Below are 14,053 nucleotides of genomic sequence, written 5' to 3'. Positions count from 1 at the left end.
GGTTCAGATCAGTGTTTCTTCGGCGGGGCGGCGCCGAAGGCGACGTGCGGCGGGCGGCCGCCGAACAGCTCGCTGACGGTGACGAAATGGTAGCCGCGCTTGGCCAGGCTCTTCAGCACGCGCGGCATGGCCCCCACCGTCGTGCGGTGGATGTCGTGGAACAGGACGATGCTGCCCGGCCGTACCGATCTGAGCGTCCTGCGGGCCACCGTGGCGCTGTTGCGGTAGCGCCAGTCCAGGGTGTCCACGTTCCACATCACGATGGGGCGGGCGATCTGCCTGCGCACGGCTCTGTTGAAGGCCCCGTACGGCGGGCGGACCAGGTGGGGCATGACGCCGGCGGCCGCCTTGACCGCCCGGTCGGTGCGGGCGATCTGGGAGCGCACCCGGGCGGCGGGCAACCTCGTCAGGAGAGGGTGCGACCAGGTGTGGTTGCCGATCTCGTGCCCGGCCGCGACGGTGCGGCGCAGCACGCGGGGGTACGTCACGACGTTGCTGCCCAAGACGAAGAACGTGGCGCGGGCGTGGTACTTCGCGAGATGGCGCAGCAGGGTGCCGGTGTGGCGGCCGGGACCGTCGTCGAACGTGAGCGCCACGCACTTGACGCGGCGGCAGTCGACCCGGGGCCGCGGCCGGGCCTCGGTGGCGGAGTCGCCTAACGCCTCGAACGGCGCCACGCCAGGCGTGTCGGGCGGCGCCACGCCTAACGCGTCGGACGGCGCCGCTCGAGTGCCGGCGCGCGCGGCGGCCTGGGCAGCACCCGTGGCGGCGGTGAGCGTGACCAGCAAGGCCGCGGCGAGCACCCCCGCGGTCACCCGCTTCGCCCCAGCCAGGAACGGCGGGTGCGACCTACCCCAGACATCCATCAATCCCCCTTGTGCGCAGCGCCCCAGGCGCGTCCCTCCCATGAGGACGATCCCGGACGGGGATCGTTCCACCAGGTACGACAACCGCCGCGCACACATGGTTCGCAAAAGATCGCATTCTGGATGAGGAATCCGCGCCGCTGACCGTGGAGAGGATCGACCCTCAGCTCGACCACGAGCGTTGTACGGCGTCGCGCACGCGGCGCCGGGCCGGGGGCGGCACGTCGCCGTCGGCCGCCGCCGGCAGCGCGGGCGGCGCGGCCGGCACGAGCACGGCCGACTCCTCCTCGGTCGCCGGCCGCTCGATCTCGGCGAACGCGCCGTCCGCGCTGCGCACGATCACGCCCGTCTCCACCCCGTGGGCGACCGTGTGCCGGTCGCGGGCCCGCAGCCCGAGGCAGATCCGCCGGGCGATCACGTACCCGAGCACGGGCCCGGCGATGATCAGGACGCGGAAGATCCAGGTGGTCGTGTACAGCGAGATGTGGAAGGTCGAGGCGAGCAGGTCGTTGCCGCCCGCCATCCAGAGCACGCCGTAGTAGACGATCCCCGCGACCCCGAGTCCCACCCGTGACGGCACGTCGCGCGGCCGGTCCAGGAGGTGGTGCACGGCGTTGTCACGGGTGATCCACCGCTCCAGGAACGGGTACAGGGCCAGCCCGGCGAACAGCAGCCCCAGCGCGCCCAGGGCCGGGATCAGCACGCTCATGGGCACCGTGTACCCGAAGACCATGAACTCCCACGGCGGCATGATCCGCAGCGCGCCCTCGAGGAAGCCCATGTACCAGTCGGGCTGGGAGCCCGCGCTGACCGTGCTCGGCGAGTACGGACCGTACAACCAGACGGGGTTGATCTGGAAGACCGACGCGAGCAGCGTCACCGTCGCGAGCACCCACAGGAAGAACACCGTCGTCTTCGCCAGGAACGCGGGGAAGAACGGCGCGCCGCGCACCACCCGGTCGCTCAGCCCCTTGGCCCTGAACTGGGTGTGCGTCTGCCGCCAGGTCAGCACCACGGCGTGCAACGGGATGAGCACGAGCAGCAGCCCGGGGATCAGCAGCACGTGGATGCTGAACAGCCGGGAGATGATGTCCTCGCTGGGGAACTCGCCGCCGAACAGGAACATCGCCAGGTACGTGCCCACCAGCGGCACCGACACCGTGATCCCGTGCAGGATGCGCAGCCCCGCGCCGGACAGCAGGTCGTCGGGGAGCGAGTAGCCGAACAGCCCGTTGAACATCACCAGCAGGAACAGCACCACACCGATCAGCCAGTTCAGGTCGCGCGGCTTGCGGAACGCGCCGGTGAAGAAGTTCCGCAGCATGTGGATGACGATGGCGCCGAGGAAGACGAGCGTGGCCCAATGGTGCATCTGCCGCATCAGCAGGCCGCCGCGCACCTCGAAGCTGATCTCCAGCGTCGAGGCGTACGCCTGGCTCATCCTGACGCCGCGCAGCGGCGCGTAGGCGCCGTTGTAGATGACCTCCTCCATGGTCGGTTTGAAGAAGAACGTGAGGAAGACGCCCGTGATCAGAACGACCACGAACGCGTACAGCGCGATCTCTCCCAGGAGGAAGGTCCAGTGATCGGGAAAGACCTTCCGCATCGCCTTTTTCAGGAACCCGGCCCCGCCGATCCGATCGTCGAGCGCCTGGGCCAGTGAGCTGACCTTCATAGTCACCCCGCCTATGACTGGTGTGGTGTGTCACCAGACAAGACGGAATGGGATGAAGAAATGTGACATCACCCTCCGACGCGGCGCCTCCAGGCGCGGACTGCCCCCGCCCGGCGTCTGGCGTGCGGCGGTCACCGGGAGCGGGGTCACGCCGTCCGAGGTCTTGCCGAGGTCGGGGATCACCCGGTCATCACCACGACCGATAACAGGAGCCTGGCGAGCTTCGTCATCTGAAACTTTCACCCTCAAGGAGAAAATTTCGGGCAGAGGTAAAGCGGATGCTAGACGGCGCTCAAGTGGCGGTCAATGCGTCCCGGCATGGCCCCCCGGTTCGAGGGCAGAAGTCGCCGGGATCACCTACTGTGAATCTGCCCCATTTGTCAGGTTTGGGAGGCATTGGTGATGCGGAACGGCCGCACCATACTCGTCAGCACGTTCGCGGCCCTGCTCCTCGCCGCCGGCTGCAGCTCGGGCGGCTCATCAGGGCCCGCCGCGAAGCCGCAGGAACAGGGGCCGGTGGCCAAGCTGTCGATCACGCCTGCCGACGGCACGAAGAAGGTCGCCCCCGACACCGGGATCGGCGTCAAGGTCACCGACGGCAAGGTCACCAAGGTGATCGTCGCGGACGCCAAGGGACGCGAGGTGAGCGGGAGCACGAACGCGGATGGGACGTGGCGGCCCAGGTGGCCGTTGAAGCCGTCGACCGCATACACGGTGAGTGCGCAGGCCACCGGCACGGACGGAAAGCCGGTCACGGCGCAGGCCGAGTTCACCACGCTCAAGCCGAAGCGGGTGCTTGAGAGCGGCATGTCGCCGCTGGACGGCGAGAAGGTCGGCGTCGGGATGCCTGTGCAGCTCCTGTTGTCGCAGCCGGTCACCGCGCGCGAGGACCGGGCCGCGGTCGAGCGGTCGCTGGTGGTGCGGATGTCCAAGCCGGTCGAGGGTGCGTGGAGCTGGGTGAGTGACCGGGAGGTCCAGTTCAGGTCGCGGGAGTACTGGCCGGTCGGCGAGCAGGTCACGGTGGTCGCGCACCTGGCCGGGCTGCGTGCCGGGCAGGACCTGTGGGGCACCAAGGACCGCAGCCTGACGTTCACGGTCGGGCCCGAGCACATCACGAAGGTCAGCAACGCGGACCACCAGGCGGTCGTGCGGGAGAACGGCAAGGTCGTCAAGACCATCCCGGTCAGCCTGGGGAAGCCGGGGGACGACAGCTACTCCGGCGTCATGATCGCCCAGGAGAAGGCCGCGGAGACCATCATGGACTCGGCCACCGTCGGCAAGCCGGGCGAGTACCGCATCCGCACCAAGTGGAACGTCAGGATGACCTACAGCGGCACGTTCTTCCACGCCGCGCCCTGGTCGACCGGCGCGCAGGGCAACCGCAACGTCAGCCACGGCTGCGTGAACGCCAGCCCGGCCAACGCCCGCTGGTTCTACGAGTTCACGCAGCGGGGGGACATCATCGAGGTGACCGGGACGTCGCGGAAGCTGCGGTTCGGCAACGGGCCGACGCCCTGGGCGAAGTCGTGGGACGAGTGGCTGGCGGGCAGCGCCCTCGGCAAGCCGATCAACGGGTAAGGGGAACGGCGGCGCTTATCGTGGTGCCTTCTCCTCGTACGCCATTGACGGTGAGGCGGCCGCCCAGTCCGGCGAATTCGGCCCGCCGGCTGCGTAGACGGGCCTCCAGCACCTCCGCCGACATCCCGGAGTCGTCATGGCTGACGGTCAAGCGCAGCCCGCTGGGGGCCACGGTGAGGGCGATGGCGACGGTACGGGTCGATGCCTGCCGTTCCACCTCCCGCAGGACGTCACGGATCGTGCCATGGATGACCTCGGTGATCACGGTGGGAAGCGGTTGTTCCGGCAGAGCCCATACCTCCACCGTGATCCCGGTCTGCAGCGACCATTCCGCCAAGTAATCTGCCAGGGCCTGTGAGGCTGTGCGGCTGCCTGATTCGAGTTCCCCGTGTGAGCTGTTGGCCATCTGTTTCTTCCCTTGCTCGTCACCGGTGCTCAGATTCTCTGCAGAAATCGGCGCGCAGTCCTCAACCCTCGAATTGAATCGGCGGAACCATCCGCAGCAACCGCGACTCATCCAACTGCTGTAGACCCGGGAACTACTGCCCCTCCTGGCCCACCGCAGAAGTTTACGGCGACGTGATCATCTCAGCCGACCGTCGGCACCGTGGCGCGGCTGTCAGCGCGAGCCCGGTTTGACCAGGCCGCAATCATAGGCGAGGACAACGACTTGGGCGCGGCTGCACAGGCCCAGCTTGGTCATCAGACGGTTGAGGTGGGTCTTCACCGTGGCCTCGCTCACCTGAAGGGCCTGGGCGATCTGCCCGTTGGACATCGCCCGGCCGACGAGCTGGACCACCTCGGTCTCCCGCGCGGTCAACCCGGCCAGGGTGGGCGGCGGCGTGTGGGCCACGGGGGTGTTGAACGCCTCGATGAGTCGCCTGATGGCGACCGGGGCCAGCAGGACGTCACCGGCCGCGACCGTATGGATGGCGGCGATCAGGCGCTCTGGAGGAGTGTCCTTGAGCAGGAATCCGCTGGCACCGACGCGGAGGGCGTTGTAGACGTACTCGTCGAGGTCGAACGTGGTCAGAATGATCACTTTGGGCCCGTCTTCACCGCATGTCATCAGGATGTGCTCGGTCGCGGTGATGCCACTCATGCCGGGCATGCGGATGTCCATGAGGATGACGTCGGGGCGCAGGGCGGAGGCGAGCCGCATCGCCTCCTCGCCAGAGCCCGCCTCGCCGACCACGTCGATGCCGGGGGCGGCGCGCAGCAGGGCCGCCAGGCCGGCACGGATTAAGATCTGGTCGTCTATCACGGCTACCCTGACGTCCACTCGCACCACCATCGGGGTCTGGGGGACCGGCCCCTACGGAGACGGGGGCAGGGGGAAGGACGCGGCTACGTCATAGCCACCTTGGGGAAGCGGGCCTGTGGTGATCGCGCCACGGTAGAGCTTTACACGTTCCGCCATGCCCAGCAAGCCGTGCCCCCCGGACATCGTCGCCCGCGTGCCGCGCCCGTCGTCGGTGATGCGAAGGGCCAGCTCGGCCGGGCCGTAGGTCACCACTATCCGTACGCGGGCATCATCGCCGGCGTGCTTGAGCACGTTCGTCAGCGCCTCCTGCACGATCCGGAACGCGCACAGGTCCAAGCCCGGGGGCAGCGGCCGCGCCGTTCCCTCGACGGTCATGTCGATCGACAGGCCCGCCAGCCGCATCCGCTCGACCAGCGACGGCAGGCGTTCGAGACCAGGAGTGGTGGTGTAGAGCTCCTCATCCTCGCTGGCCGGCTCGACGCGCAGGATCGACAGTAGCCGCCGCATCTCGGTCAGGGCCGCGCTGCTGGTGCGGGCGATGACCTCCAGTGCCTGCCGCGCCGTCTCGGGCTCGGACGATGCCACATAGCGGCCGAGCCCGGCCTGTACGGAGATCACCGACATGTGGTGGGCGACCACGTCGTGCAGCTCGCGGGCGATCTGCATGCGCTCCAGCGCGACCGCCCGGTGCGCGGCGGCCTCCTGCTCCCGGTGCAGCCGGTCGGCCAGCTCCGCCAGCTGCCTCGTACGCGACTCCAGCAGCCGCATGCTCGCGCCGACGCTCACGGCGCAGCCGGATACCACCAGAGCCTGCCCCAGGGCGGACCATACGGCTACTCCCGGCACGTGCCAGGAGGCGTGCGTCCACTCGGCGACGACGGGCGCGGCGCAGACGAGCGCGGCGCGCAGCGGCCGGTGCGCGGCGACGGTGTAGAGCGCCAGCAGGGGGCCCATGTTGTTGAGCCCGTGGTGGTAGCCGAGCAGGTGGTAGACGGCCGCCCCTGACACGCTGACCACCAGCACGGCGTAGGGTGCGCGACGGCGGGCCGCGAGGGGGGCGTTGACCAGCAGTATCAGGGCCAGCGACGGCAGGTCGGCCGGACGGCGTCCCTGGCCCGGCTCGGCCACGGCCCACAACCAGCTCGTGATGATCAGGAACAGCGCCAGTGCGGTGTCGACGATCGCGGGGTTGATCTCTGACAGCCTCCGGATTGCCGGTGGCGCGCCATTGAGCATCCGCCAGCGTAACTCCGCGCGGTCCCGGCCCGCATGCACCCGTGAGTGGAGATTGCGTACCGCAGAAGTCGTACGCCAGGGCGTCTAGAGCCCCCTCGTCCCCGGGACCACCAGGCCGGACTCGTAGGCGACGACGACCAGCTGGGCCCTGTCGCGCACGCCGAGCTTGGTCATCGACCGGCTCACGTGGGTCTTGGCGGTGGCCCCGCTGATCACCAGGTGCTCGGCGATCTCCTCGTTGGACATGCCCCTGGCGACCAGGGTCACGATCTCGCGCTCCCTGTCGGTCAGGCGTTCCAGGCCGGGGGAGGGGGTGGGGCGGGGCGGGGTGGAGACGTACTCCTCGATCAGGCGGCGCGTCACCGAAGGCGACAGGAGCGCGTCGCCGCGGGCGGCCACCCGCACCGACTGGAGCAGGTCGCCGGGCTCGATGTCCTTGAGCAGGAACCCGCTGGCCCCGGCGCGGAGCGCGGCGAAGACGTACTCGTCGAGCGCGTAGTTGGTGAGGATCACCACGCGGACCCCGTCGAGGTCGGAGGCGGCGCCTATCCTGCGGGTGGCCTGGATGCCGTCGAGCAGCGGCATCCGCACGTCGAGCAGCGCCACGTCGGGCAGCAGGCGCCTGGCCAGCTCGACGGCCTCCACGCCGTTGGCCGCCTCGCCGACCACGGTGATGTCGTCGGTGAGCTCGAGCAGCGCCTTGAAGCCGGCGCGGATCAGCGGCTGGTCGTCCGCCAGCAGGACCCGGATCACCCCGGAGTCGTGCGCCGTCATGCCGGGACCTGGACGGGCAGCTCGGCGCGTACGGTGAAGCCGCCGTCATCGTGGGGACCGGCCGTGAGCGAGCCGCCGAGGGCGACCGCGCGCTCCCGCATCCCGATCAACCCCATCCCCGGCCCGGGCGTGCCCGGCTCGCCGTCGTTCTCCACCCGCAGGACGACCCTCGAGGGATCGTATTCGACGGCCAGCGTGACCGTGGCCGCGCCCGCGTGGCGCAGCACGTTGGTGAGCGCCTCCTGCGCGATCCGGTACGCGGCCCGGTCCACCTCGGGCGGCAGCTCGTACGGCGCCCCCACCACGGTGTGCGCCACCCGCAGCCCCGCGCTCTCGGCCCTGGACACCAGCTGCGGCAGCCGGGACAGCCCGGCCCCGTCGGGCTCGGTCTGGCGCAGCACGCCCAGCGTGGCCCGCAGCTCGCTCATCGCCTCGTGCCCCGACTCCTTGATCGCGGCCAGCGCCTGCCTGGCCCGCGCCGGGTCGCGGTCGAACAGCTCCATGGCCACCGCGACCTGGACGTTGACCACCGAGATGCTGTGGGTGAGCGAGTCGTGCAGCTCCTGCGCGATCCACAGCCGCTCCTCGCCGGCCCGGCGCAGCGCGGCCTCCTCGCGGGTGCGCTCGGCCTCCTCGGCGCGCTGCTCCACGGCCCGCAGGTACGCGCGGCGGTGCCTGGTCATCTCCCCGATCACCACCATGGCCACCAGCCACCCGCTCAGCAGCCCCATCCAGTTGCCCGCGGCCGGATCGTCGGCGGCCAGCGCCATCAGCCCGTAGACCGCCACGGCCAGCGACACCGACAGCCAGATCGCCGCCCTGCGCCGGCCGAGCGTGGCCAGGGTGTAGATCGAGGCGAGCGCGGGCGCGCTGGCGAACACGCCCGGGTAGTGCGCCGCGTAGTAGACGACCCCGCCGGCCGCCGCCACCAGGCCGGCGGCCAGCGGCGCGGTGCGCCGGAAGGCGAGCGTCAGGGACGAGATCGTGATCAGCGTCACCCCCGCCGGGTCGAGGGGGACCTCCAGGGGGCCGGTCCACGACAGGTGCCCGTACGTGCCGCCCATGATCGCTGCGTAGGCGACCGCCGCGACCAGCGCATCGGTCTTCCGGCTGTCCATGCTCACAAGGTAGGTGACCCTGCCTGACCCGGGCGTCATCCCGTGGTTGTACGTCTGTGGCCCCGGGACGGGCGGCGTACTCCCGCGGCGGTAGGTCCGGATGCCCTCCCACGTGGGACGTCCGTGCAGGCCCCGGCACTGGAGCATGCCGTGCATGACCGCATCACCATCCGCCCCGCCCGGCTGGACCGTCTGGTCCCTGCGCGCGTTCGCGACCGCCCACCTGGCCGGGGTGCTCGGGCAGGCGGCGCTGGCCGGGCTGTTCGTCACGGGCGACGTCGACCTGCTGGCCTGGCACCGGAACAACGCCGGGTTCACGCACTCCCTGCTCTACCTGCAACTGGTGGCCGCGATCCTGCTGTGGCGGCCGGGGCGCGGGCCGCTCTGGCCCGCCCTGGCCAGTCTGGGGCTCGTGGTGGCGGAGACGATGCAGGTGGTGCTGGGCCAGTTCAGGGTGCTCGCGCTGCACTTCCCGCTCGGCATGGCCGTCTTCGGCCTGTCCGCCGTCTTCACCGCGTGGACCTGGTACGCGTACAGGAGGAGCGCCGCATGAGGGCCGTGACCAGGCGGCGCTTCCTCGGCGTGCTGGGCGGGGCCGCGCTGGCCGCCGCCGGGTGCGGCGCGTTCCGCGAGACCTCAGGGCAGCTCCTGAGCAGCGAACTGGCCCTGCCCCGGCCGTTCACCGTGCCGCTCCCGATCCCCGAGGTGGCGCGCCCGGCCGGTCCCGGCCGTTACGAGGTGACACAGCGGGCCGCCGAGGTCGAGATCATCCCCGGCACGGCCACCGAGGTCTGGGGCTATGGCGGCACCTTCCCGGGGCCCACGTTCGACCTGCGGCGCGGCAGCGGCGTCACGATCACCGTGCGCAACCGGCTGAGCGTGCCCACCTCCACCCACCTGCACGGCGGCGTCACCCCGCCCGGCTCCGACGGCTACCCGACCGACCTCGTGCAGGCGGCCGGTCAGAAGGACTACCACTACCCGCTGGAGCAGCGGGCCGCCACGCTCTGGTACCACGACCACCGGATGGACCACACGGCGCCGCAGGTGTGGCTGGGGCTGGCCGGGTTCGTGCTGGTGCGGGACGCGGAGGAGGACGCGCTGCCGCTGCCCGGAGGGGAGCGGGAGCTGCCGCTGATGATCTGCGACCGGGCGTTCGGCGCGGACGGCTCCTTCCGGTACCCGAGCCCGCCCGGCGTCCACGAGACGCACGGCGGTCATGCGGCCTCGGTCCACGGCGACTACATGGAGGGCGTCGAGGGGGACGTGATCCTGGTCAACGGGGCGCCGTGGCCGGTCGCCGAGGTGACGGCCACCCGCTACCGGCTGCGGCTGCTGAACGCCTCGAACGCCCGCAGGTACCGGCTCCGGCTCGCGCCGGGCGGCCGGTTCACGCAGATCGGCAGCGACGCCGGGCTCCTGGCCGCGCCCGTCGCGCACGACACGATCCCGATGTCCCCGGGCGAGCGGTACGACGTGGTGGTGGACTTCTCCGCCTATCCCGTCGGCAGCGCGGTCACCCTCGTCAACACCCTGGCCGACGGTTCCGCGCGGAACGTGATGCGGTTCGTGGTCGCCCGCCGGGCCGCCGACGACAGCGCCGTGCCGGCCGTCCTGTCCCGCCCGCCCGGGCGGCGGCCGCCCGTGACCACCCGGACATTCGACTTCCGCAGGTCGGAGACGGCCTGGACGATCAACGGTCACCCCTACCGGCCCGGCGTCCCACTGGCCCGCCCGCACCTGGGCACCGCCGAGATCTGGCGGCTGACCAGCGACTTCCACCATCCCGTGCACGTCCACCTGGCCCACTTCCTGGTGCTGGCCAGGAACGGCAGGCCGCCCGCCGCCACCGACGTCGGATGGAAGGACACCGTGGACGTGCGCCCGTACGAGGTCGTGGACGTGCTCGCCCGCTTCGACGGCTACCGGGGCCGGTACCTGCTGCACTGCCACAACCTTGAGCACGAGGACATGGCGATGATGGCCGACTTCGAGGTGATCTGATCCCGGGCGGCCGGAGCCCTGCCCGTCGCGACTCCGACCGGGTAGGGAAGACTCTCACCAGACCCGTCTGATGAGAATGAGGAGCAGGCAATGCACATCGTACGGTTCGTCAGCCCCCTGACCGACGCGCCCGCGGTCGGCGTCGACGACGGCGAGCGGGTGGTGGAGCTGTCCGGCGTCACCACGGTGGCGGAGCTGCTGCGGTTGCCGGTCGAGGGGCTGCGGGAGCGGGTGGCCGGGGCGGACGGGCCGGAGCACCCCTCCGGATCCGTGCGGCGGCTCGCGCCGGTTGACGGGCAGATGGAGGTCTGGGCGGCGGGCGTGACGTACCGGCGCTCGCGCGAGGCCCGGGTGCTCGAGAGCGAGCGCGCCGCCGACGTGTACGAGCTGGTCTACGACGCCGAGCGGCCCGAGCTGTTCTTCAAGTCGGTGGCCTGGAAGGTCTCGGGCGACGGCGGGCGCATCGCGGTGCGGTCGGACTCGGAGATCGACGTGCCGGAGCCGGAGCTCGGCCTCGTGCTGAACGCGGCCGGCGAGATCGCCGGCTACACGGTGGTCGACGACGTGAGCTCGCGCACCATCGAGGGGGTCAACCCGCTCTACCTGCCGCAGGCCAAGATCTACCTGGGCGCGTGCGCGGTCGGCCCCGCGATCAGGCCGGTGTGGGAGGTGTCCGACCCGTACGCGCTGGACATCACGCTGAGCATCGCCAGGGCGGGGGAGACGGTGTGGGACGGCAAGGCGTCCACCTCCCAGCTGAACCGCCGGCTCGACGACCTGGCGGGCTATCTGTACCGGGCCGACGTCTTCCCCGACGGCGCCGTGCTGGCGACCGGCACCTGCCTGGTCCCCGACCTGCCGTTCACGCTGCAGGACGGCGACACGGTGACGATCGGCATCGGAGAAGTCGGCATCCTCACGACCGGCGTGGTCAAGGGCCTGGAGCCGATGCGAGGGATCGGCGGAGTTCTGTAACTCTCATGACGGACGTGCGGATGAGACTCCCAGCCGGCGGTCAAGGTGCTCGACGGGGAGGTGAAGGCCGTCTACCGCGACGGCGACCTGCGCCTCGACTACGTGCATGACGGGCTGGCCAGGGTGCTGGTCACCGGCGGCGGGCGGCGGCCGCTGCTGCTCCTGCTCGGCACGGACGAGGCGGCGGCCGGCTTCTGGCGGGCCGAGACCGAGTCGGGGCCGGTGCTGGTGCGCGGCACCGAGCTCGTCCGCTCGGCCTCGGCAAGCGGCGACACCCTGAGCCTGGCGGCGGACACCGCGGCGGGGCAGGTCGAGGTGTTCGCCCCGCCCGCGGCACGGCGGCTGCGGATCGGCGCGGAGGACGTACGCGTCACCCGGAGGCCGAGCCCGGCTTCGATGACTCCCGCTGGACCGCCGCCGATCACACCACGACCATCAGCCCGCATCGGCCGAAGACCCTGCCCGTCCTGTACGCCGACGACTACGGCTACCACTACGGCGACGTCTGGTACCGGGGCCACTTCACCGCCACCGGAGCCGAGACCAGGATCGACCTGAACGCCGTCACCGGCCTGCGCGGCAACTACCTCGTCTGGCTCAACGGCCGCTACCTCGGCTCGGCCGCCGGAGGCGTGGAGGCGGACTCCGGCGACCAGTGGACCCCGCCCAACCCCGACCCCGGCCCCGGCCACTTCGCCATCCCCGCGGGCGCGCTCAAGCCGGGCGCGGACAACGTGCTCTCCGTGCTCGTCGCGAACATGGGGCACAACGACGACTGGATCGCCGACGACCTGCGCTTCAAGCAGCCGCGCGGCCTGGTGGCCGCCACCGTCGGCGGAACCCCGATCAGGTGGTGGATCCAGGGCGCCGCCGCCGCGGACCGGGTACGCGGCCCGCTCAACACCGGCGGCCTGTACGGGGAGCGCACCGGCTGGCATCTACCAACTTTTCCCGATAAATCACGGAAGGCCGCCGGCGGGAACCTGCCTCCCGGCGTCACCTGGCACCGGACCACGTTCCGCCTCGACCTCCCCGAAGGCCAGGACGCGCCGATCAGCCTCTTCGCCTACGGCAACGTCCGCACCGCGCGCTAGCCGCGCATTGACAGGCATTCATGCTTACCTACTGTTTGGATAGGAACGCGTCGGCCCCGAGGAATGCGGTCGACGCGGCTCCCGGATTTCCTGAATTTCCTACCAAATATGTGGGATAGTGGAAGAGTGAGTCTGGACAGGATCCGCGCCTCGAGCGCCCGAGCCGATTCCCCTCTGACCGCCGCCATCCTGGCGGGCCGGTGGATCAGATCCGCCGCGGCCGATGACGAGCGCGGTAGGCGCTGGCTGGCCAATCCCGATCCGCGCGGCGGGTCGGCGGTCACCCCCGAGCCCTGGTCCCTCTATTCGGGGGCGGCGGGCATCGTGCTGTTCTTTCTCGAGCTGGCCGCGGCGACCGGTCACGAGGCGTACCTCGAGGACGCCAGGGCCGGGGCGCGCAGGCTCGTCGCGACCTGGCGGGAGCAGGACGACCTCTCCCTCTACCACGGGCTGACCGGCACGATGATCGCGCTCATGGAGGCGGGCTGGGCGCTCGGCGAGGGCGACTTCGAGGCCGAGGCGGCCGCCGTCGCCGAGGTGATCCTGCGCAGGGGGCGGGAGTTCGGGAACGGCGTCGGGTGGTCGCGGGATCCCGCCCAGCGGGGTGAGGGCGGCATCATCCTCGGGCTGCTGCGGGCGGCGGCCCACCTCGGCGTGCCCGCGTACGAGGAGGCGGCCGTGGCGGCGGGGCTGCGGATCGCCCGGCTGCCCGTCCCTGGGCACCAGTTCGGCGACTGCGCCGACCTGCCCGTGGACGCGGTCACGCCCGGCTTCCTCGCGGGCACGTCCGGCACGGCGTTCCTGCTCGCCCGCCTGTACGGGGTGACCGGTGACGAGCGGTTCCTGTTCGCCGCCCGCAGCGGGGCGGCCTTCGTCCGCGAGGTCAGCGTCGTGAGCGGCAGCTGTGCGGTCGTCCCGCACCACGTACCGCACGCCCGTGGGCTGCACTACCTGGGCTTCTGCTCCGGCTCGGCCGGCGTGGCCAGGATGTTCTACGAGCTGTACCGGGTGGGCGGCGACCCTGGCGACCTGGAGTGGGTGGAGCGGCTGGCCCGCGGCATCGTCAAGAGCGGCGTGCCGCGGCGCCATACCGAGGGCTACTGGAACGTGGCCTGTCAGTGTTGCGGCGCGGCCGGCCTGATCGAGCTGTTCGTGGGGCTGTGGGCGGCGACGGGCGACGAGGCCCACCTGGAGTTCGCCCGCCGGCTCGCCGCCGACCTGATCGGCCGGGCCACCGACCATGACGGACGCGGCTACCGCTGGTACCAGGCGTACCGGCGGCTGCGCCCCGGCGAGGTGACGGCCGACACCGGCTACATGGTGGGCGCGGCCGGCATCGGCGCCGCGCTCCTGCACCTCGACGCCGCAGGTCAGGCCGACCGCCCGCGCCGCGTGATCCTGCTGCCCGACAACCCGTTCCCGGCGATCCCGTTGCCTGCGTCCGTGCTCCGTTGACAGCAATTCATGTA

The 14,053-nt window shown here is 71.1% G+C and carries 14 protein-coding genes and 1 pseudogene; 8 read left to right on the top strand and 7 right to left on the bottom strand.

Features of this window, described 5'->3' with window-relative positions; all coding sequences use genetic code 11:
* Positions 1 to 8: 8 nt before the first annotated feature.
* On the bottom strand, positions 9 to 866 hold the full coding sequence (locus ABN273_RS24850; protein WP_349451387.1) for a polysaccharide deacetylase family protein: 858 nt from the start codon (positions 864 to 866) through the stop codon (positions 9 to 11).
* A 163-nt stretch (positions 867 to 1,029) separates the two neighbouring features.
* Positions 1,030 to 2,541 carry a cytochrome bc1 complex cytochrome b subunit gene (qcrB, locus tag ABN273_RS24845; protein ID WP_349451386.1) on the bottom strand — a complete coding sequence of 504 codons (1,512 nt, stop codon included), beginning with the start codon at positions 2,539 to 2,541 and terminating at the stop codon, positions 1,030 to 1,032.
* Between the two features lie 402 nt (positions 2,542 to 2,943).
* Between qcrB and ABN273_RS24840 the strand changes: the two genes are divergently transcribed.
* The gene (locus ABN273_RS24840) at positions 2,944 to 4,119 is read left to right on the top strand and encodes a L,D-transpeptidase (RefSeq protein ID WP_349451442.1); all 1,176 of its coding nucleotides are present in this window, start codon (positions 2,944 to 2,946) and stop codon (positions 4,117 to 4,119) included.
* On the opposite strand, the gene ABN273_RS24835 is transcribed toward ABN273_RS24840, so the two are convergent.
* From ABN273_RS24835 to ABN273_RS24815, 5 genes are all read right to left on the bottom strand, one after another.
* Complete coding sequence (locus tag ABN273_RS24835) at positions 4,109 to 4,456, bottom strand: sensor histidine kinase (protein WP_349451385.1); 348 nt, start codon at positions 4,454 to 4,456, stop codon at positions 4,109 to 4,111. The two genes, ABN273_RS24840 and ABN273_RS24835, sit on opposite strands and share 11 nt — an antisense overlap.
* A 282-nt stretch (positions 4,457 to 4,738) precedes the next feature.
* Positions 4,739 to 5,401 carry a response regulator gene (locus ABN273_RS24830; protein ID WP_349451384.1) on the bottom strand — a complete coding sequence of 221 codons (663 nt, stop codon included), beginning with the start codon at positions 5,399 to 5,401 and terminating at the stop codon, positions 4,739 to 4,741.
* 33 nt (positions 5,402 to 5,434) lie between these two features.
* Entirely contained in the window at positions 5,435 to 6,619 is a 1,185-nt protein-coding gene (locus ABN273_RS24825) for a sensor histidine kinase (RefSeq protein ID WP_349451383.1), read from the bottom strand.
* 84 nt (positions 6,620 to 6,703) lie between these two features.
* The gene (locus ABN273_RS24820) at positions 6,704 to 7,372 is read right to left on the bottom strand and encodes a response regulator (protein ID WP_349451441.1); all 669 of its coding nucleotides are present in this window, start codon (positions 7,370 to 7,372) and stop codon (positions 6,704 to 6,706) included.
* 17 nt (positions 7,373 to 7,389) lie between these two features.
* Positions 7,390 to 8,511, bottom strand: a complete 1,122-nt coding sequence (locus tag ABN273_RS24815; protein WP_349451382.1) for a sensor histidine kinase — start codon at positions 8,509 to 8,511, stop codon at positions 7,390 to 7,392.
* A 154-nt stretch (positions 8,512 to 8,665) separates the two neighbouring features.
* Here ABN273_RS24815 and ABN273_RS24810 point away from each other — a divergent pair, with 154 nt between their 5' ends.
* From ABN273_RS24810 to ABN273_RS24780, 7 genes and pseudogenes are all read left to right on the top strand, one after another.
* Positions 8,666 to 9,064 (top strand): hypothetical protein, encoded by a 399-nt coding sequence (locus ABN273_RS24810; RefSeq protein WP_349451381.1) that lies wholly within the window; start codon positions 8,666 to 8,668, stop codon positions 9,062 to 9,064.
* Positions 9,061 to 10,515, top strand: a complete 1,455-nt coding sequence (locus tag ABN273_RS24805) for a multicopper oxidase family protein (protein WP_349451380.1) — start codon at positions 9,061 to 9,063, stop codon at positions 10,513 to 10,515. The genes ABN273_RS24810 and ABN273_RS24805 overlap by 4 nt, the downstream gene beginning before the upstream one ends.
* Positions 10,516 to 10,605: 90 nt before the next feature.
* Positions 10,606 to 11,490, top strand: coding sequence for a fumarylacetoacetate hydrolase family protein (locus tag ABN273_RS24800; protein WP_349451379.1), 885 nt, complete (start codon positions 10,606 to 10,608; stop codon positions 11,488 to 11,490).
* 45 nt (positions 11,491 to 11,535) lie between these two features.
* Positions 11,536 to 12,048, top strand: coding sequence for a beta-galactosidase domain 3-containing protein (locus ABN273_RS24795; protein ID WP_349451378.1), 513 nt, complete (start codon positions 11,536 to 11,538; stop codon positions 12,046 to 12,048).
* Positions 11,943 to 12,200, top strand: a pseudogene (locus ABN273_RS24790) (beta galactosidase jelly roll domain-containing protein); the annotation flags it as partial. The gene ABN273_RS24795 and the pseudogene ABN273_RS24790, both read left to right, overlap by 106 nt.
* A gap of 48 nt (positions 12,201 to 12,248) precedes the next feature.
* Positions 12,249 to 12,584, top strand: coding sequence for a beta galactosidase jelly roll domain-containing protein (locus ABN273_RS24785; RefSeq protein ID WP_349451440.1), 336 nt, complete (start codon positions 12,249 to 12,251; stop codon positions 12,582 to 12,584).
* A gap of 126 nt (positions 12,585 to 12,710) precedes the next feature.
* On the top strand, positions 12,711 to 14,039 hold the full coding sequence (locus ABN273_RS24780) for a lanthionine synthetase LanC family protein (protein ID WP_349451377.1): 1,329 nt from the start codon (positions 12,711 to 12,713) through the stop codon (positions 14,037 to 14,039).
* The last annotated feature ends 14 nt before the right edge of the window (positions 14,040 to 14,053 follow it).

Source organism: Nonomuraea sp. B19D2 (assembly GCF_040137845.1).
GTDB lineage: Bacteria > Actinomycetota > Actinomycetes > Streptosporangiales > Streptosporangiaceae > Nonomuraea.
Note: the sequence above shows the minus strand (reverse complement) of the source record. Positions and strands in the feature narration are given on the sequence as shown.

Coding starts and splice junctions, on each gene's coding strand:
- ABN273_RS24850 (WP_349451387.1), bottom strand. CDS start 866: ATGGATGTCTGGGGTAGGTCGCACCCGCCGTTCCTGGCTGGGGCGAAG.
- qcrB (WP_349451386.1), bottom strand. CDS start 2,541: ATGAAGGTCAGCTCACTGGCCCAGGCGCTCGACGATCGGATCGGCGGG.
- ABN273_RS24840 (WP_349451442.1), top strand. CDS start 2,944: ATGCGGAACGGCCGCACCATACTCGTCAGCACGTTCGCGGCCCTGCTC.
- ABN273_RS24825 (WP_349451383.1), bottom strand. CDS start 6,619: ATGCTCAATGGCGCGCCACCGGCAATCCGGAGGCTGTCAGAGATCAAC.
- ABN273_RS24815 (WP_349451382.1), bottom strand. CDS start 8,511: ATGGACAGCCGGAAGACCGATGCGCTGGTCGCGGCGGTCGCCTACGCA.
- ABN273_RS24810 (WP_349451381.1), top strand. CDS start 8,666: ATGACCGCATCACCATCCGCCCCGCCCGGCTGGACCGTCTGGTCCCTG.
- ABN273_RS24805 (WP_349451380.1), top strand. CDS start 9,061: ATGAGGGCCGTGACCAGGCGGCGCTTCCTCGGCGTGCTGGGCGGGGCC.
- ABN273_RS24800 (WP_349451379.1), top strand. CDS start 10,606: ATGCACATCGTACGGTTCGTCAGCCCCCTGACCGACGCGCCCGCGGTC.
- ABN273_RS24785 (WP_349451440.1), top strand. CDS start 12,249: ATGGGGCACAACGACGACTGGATCGCCGACGACCTGCGCTTCAAGCAG.